General features: G+C 69.6%; 15 protein-coding genes and 2 pseudogenes. 8 read left to right on the forward strand and 9 right to left on the reverse strand.

Going from position 1 to position 17221, the window contains the following annotated elements:
* The gene (locus SNAS_RS31895; protein ID WP_013021632.1) at positions 1-1023 is read left to right on the forward strand and encodes an alpha/beta fold hydrolase; all 1023 of its coding nucleotides are present in this window, start codon (positions 1-3) and stop codon (positions 1021-1023) included.
* A gap of 48 nt (positions 1024-1071) precedes the next feature.
* Here SNAS_RS31895 and SNAS_RS31900 read toward each other — a convergent pair whose 3' ends face one another.
* Positions 1072-1500, reverse strand: a complete 429-nt coding sequence (locus SNAS_RS31900; RefSeq protein ID WP_013021633.1) for a hypothetical protein — start codon at positions 1498-1500, stop codon at positions 1072-1074.
* 53 nt (positions 1501-1553) lie between these two features.
* Here SNAS_RS31900 and SNAS_RS34835 point away from each other — a divergent pair, with 53 nt between their 5' ends.
* Positions 1554-2759, forward strand: a complete 1206-nt coding sequence (locus tag SNAS_RS34835) for an arginine deiminase (RefSeq protein WP_013021634.1) — start codon at positions 1554-1556, stop codon at positions 2757-2759.
* A gap of 9 nt (positions 2760-2768) precedes the next feature.
* Here SNAS_RS34835 and pip read toward each other — a convergent pair.
* Positions 2769-3716 (reverse strand): annotated as a pseudogene (gene pip / locus SNAS_RS37385) (prolyl aminopeptidase); the annotation flags it as partial.
* A 35-nt stretch (positions 3717-3751) separates the two neighbouring features.
* On the opposite strand from pip, the gene SNAS_RS31920 reads away from it, so the two are divergent.
* Positions 3752-4231 carry a MarR family winged helix-turn-helix transcriptional regulator gene (locus tag SNAS_RS31920; RefSeq protein WP_013021635.1) on the forward strand — a complete coding sequence of 160 codons (480 nt, stop codon included), beginning with the start codon at positions 3752-3754 and terminating at the stop codon, positions 4229-4231.
* Here SNAS_RS31920 and SNAS_RS31925 read toward each other — a convergent pair.
* Positions 4228-4518, reverse strand: a complete 291-nt coding sequence (locus SNAS_RS31925; RefSeq protein ID WP_013021636.1) for a carbohydrate-binding module family 14 protein — start codon at positions 4516-4518, stop codon at positions 4228-4230. The genes SNAS_RS31920 and SNAS_RS31925 overlap by 4 nt on opposite strands.
* Positions 4519-4661: 143 nt before the next feature.
* Between SNAS_RS31925 and SNAS_RS31930 the strand changes: the two genes are divergently transcribed.
* A complete protein-coding gene (locus SNAS_RS31930; protein WP_013021637.1) occupies positions 4662-5240 on the forward strand; it encodes a DUF1707 SHOCT-like domain-containing protein in 579 nt (192 codons plus the stop codon).
* Here the strand turns inward: SNAS_RS31930 and SNAS_RS31935 are convergent.
* Positions 5237-6031: a TetR/AcrR family transcriptional regulator gene (locus SNAS_RS31935; protein WP_013021638.1), complete on the reverse strand. Its 795-nt coding sequence runs from the start codon at positions 6029-6031 to the stop codon at positions 5237-5239. The genes SNAS_RS31930 and SNAS_RS31935 overlap by 4 nt on opposite strands.
* A 75-nt stretch (positions 6032-6106) precedes the next feature.
* Between SNAS_RS31935 and SNAS_RS31940 the strand changes: the two genes are divergently transcribed.
* Positions 6107-7339, forward strand: a complete 1233-nt coding sequence (locus SNAS_RS31940) for an MFS transporter (protein WP_013021639.1) — start codon at positions 6107-6109, stop codon at positions 7337-7339.
* Positions 7340-7399: 60 nt separating this feature from the next.
* Here SNAS_RS31940 and SNAS_RS31945 read toward each other — a convergent pair whose 3' ends face one another.
* Positions 7400-8989 (reverse strand): AMP-binding protein, encoded by a 1590-nt coding sequence (locus tag SNAS_RS31945; protein WP_013021640.1) that lies wholly within the window; start codon positions 8987-8989, stop codon positions 7400-7402.
* A gap of 108 nt (positions 8990-9097) precedes the next feature.
* Here SNAS_RS31945 and SNAS_RS31950 point away from each other — a divergent pair, with 108 nt between their 5' ends.
* Complete coding sequence (locus SNAS_RS31950; RefSeq protein ID WP_013021641.1) at positions 9098-9880, forward strand: PaaX family transcriptional regulator; 783 nt, start codon at positions 9098-9100, stop codon at positions 9878-9880.
* A gap of 98 nt (positions 9881-9978) precedes the next feature.
* Positions 9979-10470, forward strand: a complete 492-nt coding sequence (locus SNAS_RS37080) for a hypothetical protein (protein WP_013021642.1) — start codon at positions 9979-9981, stop codon at positions 10468-10470.
* Between the two features lie 6 nt (positions 10471-10476).
* Here the strand turns inward: SNAS_RS37080 and SNAS_RS37390 are convergent.
* Both SNAS_RS37390 and SNAS_RS31960 read right to left on the reverse strand, forming a co-directional pair.
* Positions 10477-10878 (reverse strand): annotated as a pseudogene (locus SNAS_RS37390) (RidA family protein); the annotation flags it as partial.
* Entirely contained in the window at positions 10875-11633 is a 759-nt protein-coding gene (locus tag SNAS_RS31960; protein ID WP_013021643.1) for an SDR family NAD(P)-dependent oxidoreductase, read from the reverse strand. The gene SNAS_RS31960 and the pseudogene SNAS_RS37390, both read right to left, overlap by 4 nt.
* 116 nt (positions 11634-11749) lie before the next feature.
* Here SNAS_RS31960 and clpB point away from each other — a divergent pair, with 116 nt between their 5' ends.
* A complete protein-coding gene (clpB, locus tag SNAS_RS31965; protein WP_013021644.1) occupies positions 11750-14344 on the forward strand; it encodes an ATP-dependent chaperone ClpB in 2595 nt (864 codons plus the stop codon).
* 499 nt (positions 14345-14843) lie between these two features.
* Here clpB and SNAS_RS34660 read toward each other — a convergent pair whose 3' ends face one another.
* Entirely contained in the window at positions 14844-15926 is a 1083-nt protein-coding gene (locus SNAS_RS34660) for a TMEM165/GDT1 family protein (RefSeq protein ID WP_013021645.1), read from the reverse strand.
* Positions 15923-17167 (reverse strand): nickel pincer cofactor biosynthesis protein LarC, encoded by a 1245-nt coding sequence (larC, locus tag SNAS_RS31975; RefSeq protein ID WP_013021646.1) that lies wholly within the window; start codon positions 17165-17167, stop codon positions 15923-15925. Before larC ends, SNAS_RS34660 begins: the two co-directional genes overlap by 4 nt.
* Positions 17168-17221 lie beyond the last annotated feature (54 nt).

Consider the following 17221-nt stretch of genomic DNA (forward strand, 5'->3'; position numbering starts at 1 on the left):
ATGATCACCGCCATCCGACAATCACCACGACGCCGCTCCACGCGGTCGATCGCGGCCCTTCTAATCGTCCTCGTGCTCGCGATCAGCACCGCCGTCGGCTCAACGCCGAGCGTCGCCGATGAGCCCTCCCATACCCAAGCCACCCAGGACGATCCGGCCTTCGCCAAGACCTTCCGCCACAAGTTCGCCAAGGTCGACGACGTCCGCATGCACTACGTCAAGGGCGGCAAGGGCACGCCCGTCGTGCTGATCCACGGCTGGCCCCAGACCTGGTACAGCTGGTGGCCGATCATGCCCGAACTCGCCAAGCACCACACCGTCTATGCGATCGACCTTCCCGGACTGGGTGACAGCGTCGGTTCCCCGTCCGGCTACGACAAGGCCACGCTGGCGCGGTACACGCACAAGCTGGTCGCCGAACGGCTCGGCCTGCGGGACGCCCGCATCGTCGGGCACGACTTCGGTGCGGCGGTGGCGTTCCAGTACGCGAGCCAGTTTCCCGACGACACCGAACGGCTCGGCTACTTCGACCTGCCGCTGCCCGGTCCCGCGATCGACGCGGCGACGTACCGCTCACTGAGCTGGCACATCGCCTTCCACTCGCAGCGCGAGGTTCCCGAGGCGGTCGTGACCGACGACGTCCGCGAGTACCTGGCGCTGTTCTACCCGCAGGTCGCCTACGGCGGCCCGGCTTACGGTGGCACCGCCGCGGAGTCCCCGTTCTCCGAGGCCGAGATCGACGAGTTCGCACGGACCTACAGCCGGCCGAAGGTCCTGGCGGGTGGTTTCGAGCTGTACCGCGCCCTCGACAAGGACGTCCGCGACACCATCGCGGCGAAGCCGACGAGTGTGCCGACGCTGCTGTTGACCGCCGAGGGACAGCTCGACGCGATCCGAGCCACAGTGGACCCGCGTATGACCGATATCGAACGCGCGGTGGACGTGCCCAAGGCCGGGCACTGGCTCGTCGAGGAGAACCCCGAGTTCGTCACCGAGGAACTGCTGCGGTTCCTGGACGGCTGACGGTCAGCAGCGACGGCTGTGCTCAAGCTTCCTACGGTGCTTCGTACCTCAGCACCTTCGGAAGAACGTAAGCGAGCCCGCGACCTCGGCGTCACCGTGCAGCGGAGTGGAGATGGCGTCGAGGGTGCGGGCGATTCCGCCCGCGCTGACCCGCAACAGGCCACGGGCCAGGGAACCGGTGTGCAGCGCCTGGATCGGCGGAATGCGTTCGGCCTCCCACTGCGGGAGGGCGCCGCCGCTGGCGGTGAAGTTCACCAGCGAGACAGTTCCGTCCAAGATGGTGCGACCGTGGTGGTCGATACCCTCGGGCAGGCCCAGGAGCGCGCGGCAGGCCGGGGAGGTCGCCGAGATGGTGCCGTCGGCGGCCAGCAGCAGGCACGCGTCCGCCGACGAGCGGATCGGCGCGACCCATTCGGCGAACGCGGTCGGGGTGCTGTCGGTGTTGCGCGGTGACAGCTCGAGTTCGATGTGCGGCATTGCCGTCATGCTCCTTTCAAGGGCCGTCGCGGCTGCGCCTAAGCTCGGGAGCTATGGCGGACACGGAGATCACTCACCAGGTGAGCAGCGAGGTGGGGCGGCTGCGAACAGTGCTTTTGCATCGCCCCGGGCCCGAGCTCAAGCGACTGACTCCACGAAACAACGACTCATTGCTGTTTGACGGTATCCCGTGGGTCGACAGGGCGCAAGAAGAGCACGACGCCTTCGCTGAGGCCTTGCGCACCCACGGCGTGGAGGTCCTGTACGTCGGTGAGCTGCTGCGCGAGACGCTCGCGGTGCCGCACGCGCGCAAGTCGGCGGTGGACTCGGTGCTGGACGACCGGCGGCTGGGCGACTCGCTGCGGGCCGCCGCGCACACCCATCTCGACGACCTCGACGCCGAGCAACTGGCGACCACGCTGATCGCCGGGCTGTCGCACGAGGAGCTGCGGGGCGGCGACGGGCTGGTCTACACCATGCTCGACCAGCACGACTTCGTCATCGACCCGCTGCCGAACCTGCTGTTCACCCGGGACTCCTCGGTCTGGATCGGCGACCGGGTCGCGGTGACCTCGCTGGCCATGGACGCGCGTCGCCGCGAGACCACGCTGACCGACCTGATCTACACCCACCACCCCCGCTTCGCGGGCACCCGCAAGGTCTACGAGCCCTCGCTGGAACACGTCGAGGGCGGCGACGTGCTGCTGCTGGCCCCGGGCGTGGTGGCCGTGGGCGTCGGCGAACGCACCACCCCGTCGGGCGCCGAGCGGCTGGCCCGCCGCATCTTCGACGCCGGCCTTGCCCACACGCTGCTGGCGGTCCCGATCGCCCAGGAACGCGCCACCATGCACCTGGACACGGTGTGCACGATGGTCGACGTCGACGCGATGGTCATGTACCCGAAGGTCGCCGACACCCTGGTGGCCTACACCGTCACCAGCCAGGACGGCCAGCCGGTGGTCGCGGGCCCGTCCCCGTTCCTGTCGGCGGCGGCCAAGGCGATGGGCATCGACGCCGTCCGGCTCATCGACACCGGCCTGGACCCGGTCACGGCCGAACGCGAACAGTGGGACGACGGCAACAACACCCTCGCCATCGCGCCCCGGCTGTGCGTCGCGTACGAGCGCAACACCGAGACCAACCGCCGCCTGTCGCAGGCCGGCATCGAGGTCATCGAGATCGCCGGTTCCGAACTCGGTTCGGGCCGCGGCGGCCCCCGCTGCATGTCCTGCCCGATCGTGCGCGAGGACCTCGGCTAACCGGTCCGCGAACCGGTCGGTCGCGGCCACGACATGCGCGCCGACCCCTCGGGCCGAGCCGTGTCCGGCCCGGTCGACGAGGATCAGTTCGGCGTCGGGCCAGCGCCGTGCCAGTTCCCAGGCGATGTCGGCCGGACCGGAGATGTCGAGCTTTCCGTGGACCAGGACGCCGGGGATCCCGGCCAGCCGCTCGGCGTCGCGCATCAGTTGCCCGTCGGGCAGCCACGCGGCGTGTGACCAGTAGTGGGTGACCAGTCGCGCGAAGCCCAGCCGAAACGCCGGGTCCTCGAACCGGGGGTCGGCGGAGAAGTCGCCGGTGCCGATGCCGACGTGCTGGTCCTCCCAGGTGCACCAGGCGCGTGCGGCCCGGTCCCGCACCTCGGGGTCGGGGTCGTGCAGCAGTCGGCTGTAGGCGACGCTGAGGTCGCCGTCGCGTTCGGCGGCCGGGACGACGTCGCGAAACGTCGTCCATTCCTCGGGCAGGACACGGCCCATGTCGCGGGTGACCCACGCGACCTCGCGGCGGCTGGTGTTGGTGACGCTGAACAGCACCATCTCGCTGACCCGTTCGGGGTGGCGTTGCGCGTAGGCCAGTCCCAGGGTGGCGCCCCAGGACGCGCCGAGCACCAGCCAGCGGTCCACGGCCAGGTGCTCGCGCAGGGTTTCGATGTCGCGCAGCAGGTGATGGGTGGTGTTGGTGCTCAGGTCGACGTCGGGCTCACAGGCGTGCGGGGTGCTGCCGCCGGTGCCGCGCTGGTCGAACGCGACGATGCGGTAGCGGGCCGGGTCGAAGAAGCCGCGCCAGAACGGCCCGGCACCGGAACCGGGGCCGCCGTGCAGCACCACGGCGGGTTTGCCGTCGGGGTTTCCGCTGACCTCCCAGCGGACGCGGTGGCCGTCGCCGACGTCGAGCATGCCGGAGTCGTGCGGTTCGGTGGCGGGATGGCGGTCGGTCATGCTCGAACTCTAACAGCACTGTTATATTTTCAGCCATGACCGGTCCGCCCGAACCCGACGCACTGGGAACCCTGCTTCGACACGTGCTGGAGCAGATCGACGCCGATGTCGCCACCGTCTACCGCGAGCGCGGCCTCGCCGACTACCGGCCCCGGTTCTCGCCACTGGTGCGGGCCCTGGTGGCCCACGGTCCGATGTCGATTCGCGCATTGGCCCAGCGCGTGGGTGTCACGCACTCGGCGGCCAGCCAGACCGTGGCGGCGATGCGGCGCGCCGAGTTCGTGCGGCTGTCGTCCGGAACCGATGCCCGGCAGCGGATCGTCGAACTGACACCTCGCGCGACGGATCTGCTGCCGCTCATCGAGTCCGAGTGGAACGCCACCACCGCGGCCATCCGCGAACTGGACGCCGAACTGCCGATGCCGCTGTCCGAACTGCTGGCCCGGGTGGACGCCGCGCTACGGCGGCGGCCGTTGCGACAGCGGATCACCGAAGCGGGACTGGGCGACCACTAGTCGGCACCGAACGCGTTCGGGTTCCTGGCGTTGACGGGCCAGTCGCACTGCTTCAGTCTGTCGTTGAAGTACAGATTGGCCGGACACTGCTGCTCATACGGAAACCCGTTGGAGCAGTGCCAGAACTTGCCCGGGTCGTCGTGCAGGAACAGACCGTGGGGTTGGGGACAGTCGAAGAACGGCGGCGGGGCTTCGGTGTCGACCACCGGCGCCCCCGCGTGGGCCGGTGCCGCGATGACCACTGCGGCAACGAACGCCAACAGCGGTACGGTCGTGAGTCGCTTCATGTCGTCCCCCAAAAGACGCCGGGCGACTCGACCGTACCGAATCCGCCCGCGCGGGATGCGGGAACGGCGAGCTGCCCCGGAACCATTGCCGTCCTGGCAAGGGCACTGTGGCGTCAACATGCATCACGGTAAATACTTGACGGATGAGTGGAGACCTGGAACGCGCCGAGTTGCGCATCTCCAACGCCGATCGGGAGCGCACGATCGAGCACCTGCAGAACTGCACCTCCGAGGGACGCCTCACCCTCGACGAGTTCACCGAGCGGGTGGACGCGGTGTACGAGGCCAAGACCTACGGCGAGCTGAAGCCGCTGCTGTCCGACCTACCCGTGGCCGGGGACGTGACGACCCCGGTCGGGGCCAGCGACCTGGACGACATCTCGCCGACCGGTTCGGCGTTGCGGCGCACCGGCCGGTGGCTGGTGCCCCGGCGGATCACCTTGCGGCCCAAGGGTTCGTCGGTGCTGTTGAACTTCGCGCACGCCGCGCTCGGGCATCGGGAGGTGGAGATCGTGCTGGCCGCCAAGGCGTCCAGCATCGTCCTGGTCCTGCCCCGCAACGCCTGGGCGGACGGCCGGGTGGACACGAAGTACTCGAGTTTCGCGAACCGGGCCCAGAACCCGGGGGACGAGGCGGCGGTGCGGTTCCACGTGCACGGCGAACTGCACTCGTCCTCGCTGCGGATCCGGCGGGTGCGCCGGTTCCTGTGGTGGGAGTTCTAGGCCGCGGGTTCCTCGGCCAGCAGTTTCAACACCACCGGACGCGACAGGGTGCCCGCGACCCGTTTGGCCAGCTGGTTGGCGCTCTCGCCGTCGGTGTTGGCGGCGCGCAGGGCGTGGGCGAGTTCGGCGCGGGCCCGGTCGGTCTCGGCCTGGGCTCGGCGTAGCCGGGCGGCGGCCTGTTCCACGTCAGTGGTCAAGGCTTTGACCGATTCGGCCTCGGATTCGTGGCCCCGGACCGCCGCGCGCACGAAGGACACCAGGAACCGGCGGATCGCGTCGCGGTCGCCGGCGGACTCGCCCAGCAGCAGCCGGTTGACCTGGGGCAGGGCGTTGGGCCAGTTCACGAGGCTGGCCAGCGCCATCAGCAGCAGCCCGGCCTGTTTCTCGTCGGCGCCGAACCTGGCCATCGCGGCCACGATCTTCTTGCGGTAGTGGGCGTTTCGCCAGCCGTCGATGTCGTGCGCGTCGTCGCCGCGGTGCAGCGCCTCCCACAGCAGCAGCCGTTGCAGTTGCGGGTGGTGGCGGTGGAACTCGTAGAGCCTGCTGACGTAGTCGCCCAGTTCGATCTCGGTGTCCAGCGGGTCGACCAGTTCGGTGAACTCCTGCATCGTGTCGATGAGGATGGCGTCGAAGAGCTTGTCCTTGCTGCCGAACAGGCTGTAGATGCGCTCCTTGTTGACGCCCGCCTGTTCGGCGACCCGGTCGACGCGTGCCCCGGCGAGCCCGTATTCGGCGAACTCGTCCCGGGCGGCACGCAGCAGCGCCTGCCGGGTGGCTTCTCCGCGTTTCATGGTGTGAAGGATACCACGAGAACCAACCAACTATTTAGTTTGCAATTTCAGCCGCAGCGGCATACGGTCGCCGTCATGGCCTCAACCACGACCCTTCCGTCCGCCGCGATGACCCCCGCGACGGCGCGCGCCGAGACCCGGCACGCGCCGCTGGCCCGGACCATCCCCGTCTTCGTCCTCACCGCCCTGCTGGCCACCGGCCAGATGTACACCGCGATTCCGCTGTTCAACGCCATGGAAGCCTCCTGGCAGGTCCCGGCCAGCGCCATGACCTGGATCGTCAGCGCCTTCGCCTTCGGGTACGCGGGCGGCTTCATCCTGTTCGGGCCGCTGTCCGACCGCTTCGGCCACCGCCGGGTGATCGTCACCGGCATGGCCGCCGCCGGGGTGGTCACACTGTTGACCGGTTTGGCGTTCTCGATGCCGCTGGCCGTCGGACTGCGGGTCCTGCAGGGGCTCGCCATCGGCTCGATACCCCCGGCGATCATGGCCTATATCGGCACCCGGTTCGCGCCCCGGCAACGCCACGTCGTGATCACCTCGGTGGCGACCTCGTTCCTGGCCTCGACCGTGCTGGCCCAGGTCGCCTCGCAGCTGGTGGTCGCCAGCTTCGACTGGCGGGTGGTGTTCATCGGTTCGGCGGTGCTGTTCGGGCTGCTGGCCCTGGCGCTGCGCTGGGTCATGCTCGACGACGCGCCCGCCACCGGAATCTCAGTGCGCCACAGCTACGCGGCCATCCCGGCGGTGCTGCGCACCCGTGCCATCTGGCCGGTGCTGGGCGCCGGTTCGCTGGCGATGGGCGTCATGGTGGCCGTCTACACCGGCATCGAACTGACCGGCCTGGTGCACGGCAACGGCGAACTGCTGGGCCTGCGGGCCAGCGCGCTGCCGATCATGTTCGCGCTGCCGCTGCTGGCCGCGCCGCTGGGACGACTGGCGCGACGCAGCCAGATCATGCTCGGCATCGGGTTGGCCGCCGCCGCCATGGTCGCCACCGCCGTGGTGGGTTCGCACGTCGTGCCGGTCGCGATCCTGTTGGCCTTCCTGGTGGGTGGCCTGGGCATCGTCGGACCGGCCTCGTTGCAGACCGCCGGTGACCTTGGCGGCGACCATCGGGCCGCCGCCTCGTCGGTGGCGATGTTCATCTTCTACGTCGGCGCCACGGTGGGTCCGATGGTCGCGGCGGTGGTCGCACCGCACGGCTTCGCGGCCCTGGCCTGGACACTGGCGGCGATGCTCGCGCTGGCGTTCGCGCTGCTGGCGCCCGGCGCCCGTCGGCGGGGCCACCATCCTCCTCCCCACTTCTGACGGTAGCCGGATTCGGCTGAACCCACGCTTAACCAGACAAGCGGTTGTGGACAGCAACCGTCAGCGCAACAGGTAGCGCTGCACCTTCCCGGTGGAGGTGCGCGGCAGAGCGGTCACGAACTCCACGGTTCGTGGCCGCTTGTAGCTGGCGATCCGGTCGCGGCAGTGCGCGATGACGGCGTCGGCGTCCAGGTCGGCGCCCGGCCGGGGCACCACGTAGGCCTTGACGGTCATGGTGCGGTCCGGGTCGGGCACGCCGACCACGACGCACTCGGCGATGTCGTTGTGGCTCAACAGGGCCCACTCCACCTCGGTGCCGGAGATGTTGAAGCCCGCCGAGATGATCATGTCGTCGCTGCGGGAGTGGTACCAGAAGTAGCCGTCCTCGTCGCGGGTGTAGGTGTCGCCGGTGAAGTTCCAGCCGTTCTGGACGTAGTCCTGCTGCCGTTCGTCGGCAAGGTAGCGACAACCCGTGGGGCCCTTGACGGCCAGCCGTCCCAGTTCACCGGGCGGCAGCTCCTTGCCGTCATCGTCCATGATGGTCGCCTGGTAGCCGGGCACGACCCGGCCGGTGGAACCGGGCCGGATGTCGCCGTCGGCGGCGGAGATGAAGATGTGCAGCATCTCGGTGGCGCCGATGCCGTCGATGAGATCGCAGCCGGTGACGTCCTTCCAGTCCTCCCAGGTCGGCTTGGGCAGCGGCTCACCCGCCGAGACGCAGCGGCGCAGGCTGCTCAGGTCCAGTTTGTTGTTGGACAGTTCGTTGAGCATGGCGCGGTACGCGGTCGGGGCGGTGGCCATCACCGTGGCCTTGTGCCGTTCGAGAGCGGGCAGCAGCAGGTCCGGGGTTCCCTTCTCCAGCAACAGGGACGAGGCGCCCACCTGCAACGGGAACACCACCTCCATGCCGAGCCCGAAGGTGAAGCCCAGCGGCGGCGAGCACGCGAAGACGTCGTCGGCGGTCGGCTTGAGGACGTGCCGGGAGAAGGTGTCGGCGTTGGCCATCACGTCCCGGTGGAAGTGCATGGTGGCCTTCGGACGGCCGGTGGTGCCGCTGGTGAAGGCCAGCAGCGCCACGTCGTCGGCTGCGGTGTCGACGCAGGCGAAGCTGTCCGGTTTGGTGTTGGCGCGGTCGGCGAAGTCCGCGAAGGTGAGCACCCGGGAGATGTCCGAGGCGCGAAGATCGTCCACAAAGCGCTCGTCGCACAGGCTCAGGTCGATGCTGGCGATGTCGCCGACCACCCGCAGTTCGGACTCCTTCAGCAGCGGCATCGTGGTCACGACGACGCCGCCCACCCGCAGCACCGCGAACCAGCACGCCACCGTCATCGGATTGTTGGGGCCGCGCAACAGGACCCGGTTGCCCGGCACGATCCCGTAGTCGTCGACGAGCACGTGCGACAGCCGCGCCACCAGACTCTGCAACTCCCCGTATGTCCACTGCGAGGAGTCGGTCAGCAGGCACGGCCGGTCGGCCCCCATGCGCGCGATCGTGTCGTCCAGCAACGCCCGGGCACAGTTGAGACGCTCCGGATATCGCAGTTCAGGCAGGTCGAAGCGGAACTCCGGCCAAAGCTCGGTCGGCGGCAGGTTGTCGCGCGTGAACGTATCGACATGGGACGACGGACTGAGCACGGGTGGGGTCGCCATCGACGTGCACCTCTCGGGGAGTACGGGTAGTTGTCAGCTAACGACACTATTCCGCAATTGTGACGGGCGTCAACACTTCGACATCTTTAGAAAGGGTACCGTTCTGCGGTGGCCAGTAGTCCGCGTTCGCTGATCGTCACCGTTTTCGGCCTCTACGCCCGGGAGGCCGGCGGAACCCTGCCGGTGTCCGGGCTGGTGAGGGTGCTCGCGACCCTGTCGGTCGACACCCAGGCGGTCCGGGCCGCGGTGTCGCGCCTCAAACGCCGGGGCATGCTCGAACCGTCCAAAGTCGATGGCGCCGCCGGTTACGCGCTGACCGGATCCGGACGTCGGCTGCTCGCCGAGGGCGACGCGCGCATCTTCCACCCGCCCCGGGCCGAACTGTCCGACGGCTGGGTGCTGTGCGTGTTCTCGGTTCCCGAGACCATGCGCGCCAAGCGGCACGTGCTGCGCGGCAAACTCACCTGGCTGGGTTTCGGGCAGGCGGCGCCGGGGGTGTGGATCGCGCCCGCGCACACCATGGACGCCGCCCGGGCGATGCTGGCCGCGAACGACCTCGCCGGGTACGTCAACCTGTTCCGCAGTGACTACTGTGGAGACGCACCGGTCGCCGAGGCCGCCCGGCAGTGGTGGGACCTGCCCCGGCTGGAGGCGATGTACCGGGAGTTCATCGACGCCCTTCGCGGTGACCCGGGCGCGGATCAGGCGCTGCCCGCGTGGATCCGGGCGGTGACCGACTGGCGGAAACTTCCGTTCCTGGACCCGGGACTGCCGCGCGAGCTGCTGCCCGCCGACTGGCCCGGGCACGACGCCGTCACCCTCTTCGGTGAACTGGAGGCGGATCTGGCCCCCGCCGCGGCCGCACACGCCCGGCGGTTGCTGGGCGTGTGACCGGCGAGCCACGATGGAGTCTCGGGTGACGACCCGCGCCGATTCCCCACCGAGCTGGCAGCACAAGATCACCGGATAGTGCTTACAATCAGGTGTCTATGAGCATCAATGCATTGTTCCACCCCGCCACCCCGGCTGATATCCCCGCTGAGGTGGCGCAACCCAAGCCCGGGAAGGAATCCCGGAAACCGGTGCGGACACCGGAATTGAGTATTGGTCATTCCTCCGCCCGCGCCATCTCGGCGGGCACCAAGACGACCGCGATCGTCCCGCTGTACCGGTACCCCGACGTCGCGCGGTTGCGGTCCGGCGATGTGCTCACGTTCAACGTCCAGGCCCGGGCGCGGCGACACCGGCGGAGCATTGACGTCACGATCACCGATGTCTGTCCACATGACTTCGTCGGCGACATCCCCGCCTGCGTCGAGGGACACGAGGCCAGTGCCATCAACCCGGACAACCCGACCTGGGCGCACTGCCTGGGTTACGCGGCCAACCGGGGCGCGACCCCACTGTCGCCAAGGGAGCGCAGCAAGCTCGCCTCGCGCGGCTGGGTCGTCATCGACTTCACCCCCGTCCGGCGTCGATAACTCCGGGATGACCGCGACGCCCTCGATCTCGACCAGCGCGTCGTCGTCCCACAGCCGGGCCACCCCGATTCCGGCCATCGCCGGGTAACGGGTGCCCGCCAGCTGCCGCCACACCGCGCCGATCTCGCGCGCCCGGGCTTTGTACTCCGGAACGTCCACAATATAGATACGCACCGAGACCAGGTGCTCCGAGCGACCCCCGGCGGCGCCCAACGCGGTGAGCACATTGGAAAGACAGCGCGCGAACTGCGACACGATGTCGGGTTCGGCGCCGCCGCCGACGATATTGCCCTCGGCGTCCATGGCCGTCTGCCCGGCCAGGTAGACGGTGCGCCCGCGCGGCGCGATCACGGCGTGCGAGAAACCCGAGGGTTTCGCCAGCTGTGAGGGATTGAGGTAGTGGCTCATGACTGGATCGCCCCGCCGTCGACGTTGATTCCCTGACCGGTGATTCCGGAACTGTTGACGCACAACATGATGGCATCGGCCACCTCTTCGGGAGCTATCAGCCGCCCGATGGGTTGCTTGCGCTCCAGCAGTTCCCGGGCCTCGGCCGCGTCGGTGCCGGTCCGGGCCGCGATGTTGGCCACCGAAGCCTCGGTCATCGGAGTGTCCACATAGCCGGGACACACCGCGTTGACGGTGACGCCGGTGCCCGCCAGTTCGGCGGCGGCCGAGCGCACCAGGCCCAGCAGGCCGTGCTTGGCGGCGGTGTAGGCGGCGATATACGGTTCACCGCGTTTGCTGGCCACCGAGGCCACGGCCACCACCCGGCCCCAGCTGCGCTGCCGCATCGTCGGCACCGCGCGGCGCAGGCACCTGAACGGGGCGGTGAGGTTGAGGTCGAGCTGCTGCTGCCAGTCGGTGTCGGTGACGCGCGGCAGCGGCGCCGAGGAGCCCGCGCCCGCGTTGAGGACCAGCACGTCGACGGGACCGAAGCCGGACTCGGCCTCGGCGAACAGCCCGTCGACCGCGCCGTCGGCGGTCAGGTCGGCGGGGACGACGAGGGTCTGCTCCGGGCATTCGCTCGCGGTGGCCTCCAGCTGGTCCCGGCTGCGGGCGGTCAGGACCACCCGGTACCCGGCACTCGACAGCCGCTGCGCCACCACGCGCCCGATTCCGCGACCGGCTCCGGTCACGAGAGCCGTGCGGGGTTTGGACATGGCCCAAACCCTATACCCGCCGTTTCGCGACCCGGGCCAACATCACTGGCGCGAGAGACTTGAGCGTATTAGACTCAACTTTTGTCGGGTGCCGTCTCACAAGGGGAGGAAAACTGTTGAACGTCGACCGCTTGACGACCAAGAGCCGGGAGGTCATCTCCACCGCCGCGACCAGCGCCGCCGAGTCCGGGCACGCCACCGTCGAGTCCTGGCATCTGCTGTCGGCACTGCTGGCCGTCGACGGATCGACCGCTCCCGGACTGCTGCGCGCCGTGGGCGCCGACCCGGGCGCCCTGACCACCGCCGTCGAAGCCGGACTGCGCGCGCTGCCCAGCGCCCGCGGCTCGTCCGTCGGTGAACCCTCGATGTCGCGGGAACTGCTCAACGCGATCAACTCCGCCGACCGCATCGCCGACGCCGGTGGCGACGAGTACGTCTCGACCGAACACCTGCTGGCCGGGCTGGCCCGGGTGGGTGGGCCGTGCGGCGACGCCCTGGCCGAGGCCGGGGCCACCGAGAAGAACCTCATCGAGGCGTTCCCGGCGATCCGGGGCGGCGATCGCAAGATCACCAGCTCCGACCCGGAGGGCAGCTTCAAGGCGCTGGAGAAGTACGGGATCGACCTGACCGCCGCCGCCAAGGAGGGCAAGGTCGACCCGGTCATCGGCCGCGACACCGAGATCCGCCGGGTCATCCAGGTCCTGTCGCGCCGCACCAAGAACAACCCGGTCCTCATCGGCGAACCCGGTGTCGGCAAGACCGCCATCGCCGAGGGCCTGGCGCAGCGCATCATCGCCGGGGACGTCCCCGAGTCGCTGCGCGACCGCAAGGTCGTGTCGCTCGACCTGGGCGCCATGGTCGCCGGAGCCCAGTACCGGGGCCAGTTCGAGGAACGGCTGAAGTCGGTGCTGGAGGAGATCAAGGCCTCCGACGGCCAGATCATCACCTTCCTCGACGAACTGCACACGATGGTCGGCGCGGGCAAGTCCGAGGGCTCCATGGACGCGTCCAACATGCTCAAACCGATGCTGGCGCGCGGCGAACTGCGCATGGTCGGTGCCACCACACTGGACGAATACCGGCAGCACATCGAGAAGGACGCCGCCCTGGAACGCCGGTTCCAGCCGGTGCTCGTCGGCGAACCGTCCACCACGGACACCGTCGGGATCCTGCGCGGCCTCAAGGAACGCTACGAGGTCCACCACGGCGTCCGCATCACCGACGGCGCCCTGGTCGCCGCCGCCTCACTGTCCGATCGCTACATCACCGACCGGTTCCTGCCCGACAAGGCCATCGACCTCATCGACGAGGCGGCCTCCCGGCTGCGGATGGAGATCGACTCCCGTCCGGTCGAAGTGGACGAGATCGAACGCGCCGTCAAACGGCTCGAGATCGAGGAGATGGCGCTGCAGAAGGAGGCCGACGAGGCCTCGGCCGAGCGGTTGGAACGACTGCGCCGCGAACTGGCCGACAAACGCGAGGAGCTGTCGGCGATCTCGCAGCGCTGGGGCGTGGAGAAGGAGCACATCACCGCGATCTCCCAGATCAAGGAGGAGCTGGAGCAGCTGCGCGGCGAGGCCGAGCGGGCCGAGCGCGACTCGGACCTGGCCAAGGCCTCCGAACTGCGCTACGGCCGGATCCCGCAGCTGGAACAGCGACTGATCCAGGCCGAGTCCGAGCTGGCCAAGCTGCAGAACGACGGCTCCATGCTCAAGGAGGAGGTCGAGAGCGACGACATCGCCGAGGTCGTGGCCTCCTGGACCGGCATCCCGGCGGGCAAGCTGCTGGAGGCCGAGACCGCCAAACTGCTGCGCATGGACGAGGAGCTGACCCACCGGGTCGTCGGCCAGGACCGCGCGGTGGCCGCGGTGTCCGACGCGGTCCGCCGGGCCCGCGCGGGCATCGCCGACGAGAACCGGCCCACCGGCTCGTTCCTGTTCTGCGGTCCCACCGGTGTCGGCAAGACCGAACTGGCCAAGGCGCTGGCCTCGTTCCTGTTCGACGACGAGCGCGCCATGGTGCGCATCGACATGAGCGAGTACTCCGAACGCCACTCGGTGGCCCGGCTGGTCGGCGCCCCGCCCGGCTACGTCGGCCACGAGGAGGGCGGCCAGCTCACCGAGGCGGTGCGCCGCCGTCCGTACTCCGTCGTGCTGCTGGACGAGGTCGAGAAGGCCCACCCCGGCGTCTTCGACACCCTGCTCCAGGTCCTCGACGACGGACGGCTCACCGACGGCCAGGGCCGCACGGTGGACTTCCGCAACACGATCCTGATCCTGACGTCCAACCTGGGGTCCTCGGCGATCGCCGACCCGACGCTGAGCCCGCACGAACGCTCCGAAGCGGTGCTGGCCAACGTCCGCGACCACTTCAAACCCGAGTTCCTGAACCGGCTGGACGACATCGTCGTGTTCGACGCGCTGTCCACCGACGAACTGAAGTCCATAGTCGACGTTCAGCTGCACCGGCTGTCGGAGCGGCTGGCCAACCGGCGCCTCCACCTGGAGGTCGACGACGCCGCCCGCGTCTGGCTCGCCGACCGCGGCTTCGACCCGGTCTACGGGGCCCGGCCGCTGCGGCGCCTGATCCAAAGCGCCATCGGCGATCCGCTGGCCCGGCAGCTGCTGGCCGGAGACATCACCGACGGCGACACGGTGACGGTCAGCGTCGCCGAGGACGGCGGTTCCCTGGTGCCACGGAAACGTCCCTGAGCCCCCGCTGAATAGCCGCTTGACGTGAGTTGACCGCATAAGGCGAGATCACCAGTCCCTTGTGCACAGCTCCACAGCTTGGGTCTTCATCGGCGACTTCGTGGCCGCTAGGGGCGCACCGTTGAGCGATACCGACGCGACGTCGGCGACGAACTTGGCGCGAGCCGCGGCGGCGCTTGGCCTGCGGCTTCCGGCCGCGCTGTGGGAGGCTCATGCGTTGTTTGGCGCGCGATCGGATCTGGTCGCGAACTTGGATCCGTTGTCGACGCCCGCCGAGATGTTCGTGCTTGGCTGGTGCGGGACGTGGGGACAGCGGGAAGGCAGACAGCGGCCAGCGCGAGAACTCGGCGCGACGCCTGAGGCCACAGTAGGCTGGCGGCGTGTTCACGGTTCCAGGAAACGAGGTACCCGCCAGGCCGGGCGCCCTGTACGCGGGCGTCATCGCGGCGGTGTTCGCGTTGGTGGCGTCCGGTGCCGAGGGGTATTTCTGGCTCAGGATCTACAGCACCCTGACCGGGATGCTGCCGCCCGAGGCCGCCGCCGACAGCGAGGCGCAGCAGTCGCTGGCCGTGTGGAACGGGTTCCTGATCGCGATCGTGGTCGTCAGCATGCTGCTCAGCCTGATAGCGGCCGGTGGGGTCGCGTTCGCGTTGCGGGGTGCCAACGGCGGCCGGATCGCGGTGTGGATCGCCGGGGGTATCGCGATCGCCTGGCACCTGTGTTGCAGCGGGTACGTGCTGTTCTTCCGGACCATTTTCGCGCAGGCCGCCGCCCAGTCCCGCACGGACGGGTACAACGGCAACGACGTGGACCTGAACGAGCACTTCCCGATGTGGCTGGTCGACTCGGCGATCGGCAGCGGATTCGCCGTGGGCATCGCCTCGATCGTGGCGGTCACGTTGATCGCCTTGCCGCCGGTCAACCGGTACTTCCGGGCGTTGCGGGCTCGGCCGGTGCCGTACGTGCCGCCCACCATGCCGGGGCAGTGGTGACCTAAGCCGCGGATCAGTTCCACGACCGCGATGACCGCGAACACTCCGAACAGGATCGCCGCTCCGCGCTGGATCCACTTGAGCGGGACGTAACGCACCACCACGCGTCCGAGCACGACCGCCAGCGCCGCGACGGTGATCAGTCCCAGGGCCGCGCCGGTGAACACCTCCCACGGAGCCGAGTAGTGGGCCGACAGCGCCGCCGTGCCCAGCTGCGAGGCGTCGCCCCATTCGGCGGCGAACAGGACGCCGAAGCTGGTGAACACCGTGGGCCAGAAGGAGAGTCCGTTGCGACCGTTGCCGGTCTCGTCATCGTCGTCGGAAGCGAGACTCTCGCGGAACAGCAGCACGGCGCCCACCGCGAACAGCAGGGCCACAATGGAGAGCACCACCCAGGACGGCAGCAGGCCCAGCAGGCCACCGGCGGCGACGGCGATCGCGGTCTGCACCACGAAGGCCGCCGAGACGCCCAGCAGCACCGGGATCGGCTTGTACCGGCTGGACAGCACCAGCGTGGCCATCATCGTCTTGTCGGGCAACTCGGCCAGGAAGATCAGGCCGAAGGCCGCGAACAGCGGTACCCAGCTCACGCGGCACCGTAGCTTTCGGCGGCCAGGCCGCTCGCCCGCGCCAGGACCACTTTGACCGGAAGGTCGAGCGCGGTGGCGGCGGCCTCGACGTCGGCGTGCTCCACCGACACGTTGACGATCCGGCCGTCGTCGCGGGCGAGCTTGACGCCGATCGTCTGTCCGTCGAGGACGATCGAGCCGTACTCGCGGTCCAGCGCGTGTTTGCCGACCTCGTTGACCCGCAGGCCGATCGTGGAGGTGTGGGCGAAGATCGCCGAGCGGACCCGAGCCTCGACGTCGTGGCCACAGAGGACACTCAGGGTGTGGGCGGGGCGGCCCTTCTTCATCAGGATCGGGGTCAGCCAGGCGTCGCTGGCCCCGGCGGCCAGCAGCGCGGCCAGCACCTGCGGCCACAGTCGCGGGTCGAGGTCGTCGACGTTGGCTTCCATGACGAGGGCGGACGGGCGGTCACCGGCCGCCACGGTCGGGGCCGCGTGGTGGTGCCCGTGCGAGTGGGCGTGGTCGGCCCGGGTCGGCTGCGAGCCGAGCACCAGCCGCAGCACGTTGGCGCGTTCGGCCGGGTCACGCCCGCCCGCGCCGACCCCGACGGCGTCCACCGTCATCAGCGGCATGGTGCCGTAGGCCGTGGCGTGCGCGGCGATGATCGCGGCACCCGTGGGGGTGCAGGCCTCGTAGGACACCTCGCCCGCGACCGGCGCCTTGGCCCGCGACAGCACCGCGAGCGTCGCGGGCGCGGGCAGCGGGATGCCGCCGTGGGCGCCGCGCGTGACGCCGCCGCCCGCCGTCACCGCCGAGCACACGATCCGGCCCAGGCCCCGGTTCTCGGCCAGCCAGTGCAGTCCGGCGCAGGCGGCGACCACGTCGGCCAGCGAGTCGAGGGCGCCGACCTCGTGGAAGTGGACGTCGTCGAGCCGAACCCGGTGCGCGGCGGCCTCGGCGTGGCCCAGCCGGGTGAAGACGTCGATGGCCTTGTCGCGGACCGGTTGCGGCAGTGAGGCTTCGGTGATGAGCCGGACGATGCTGGCGTAGCGCCGGTCGATGGTGCTCTGCGGACAGTCGACGTCGACCTTGGTCGCGGCCAGGCCGTGCCGGGTGGTCTCGGTGGCTGTCAGCCGCACCGGCTCGACACCGAGAGCGTCCACACTGGCCCGCAGCACCTCCAGCGGCACCCCGGCGTCGACGAGCGCGCCGAGGAACATGTCACCGCTGGCGCCAGCGGCAGCGTCGATCCAGCAGATCACGCGGGCTCCACCCTTCTCACGTCCGTCGTCAGGCGACGATTATCGCCGTCACCG

This window comes from Stackebrandtia nassauensis DSM 44728, from assembly GCF_000024545.1.
Lineage (GTDB): Bacteria > Actinomycetota > Actinomycetes > Mycobacteriales > Micromonosporaceae > Stackebrandtia > Stackebrandtia nassauensis.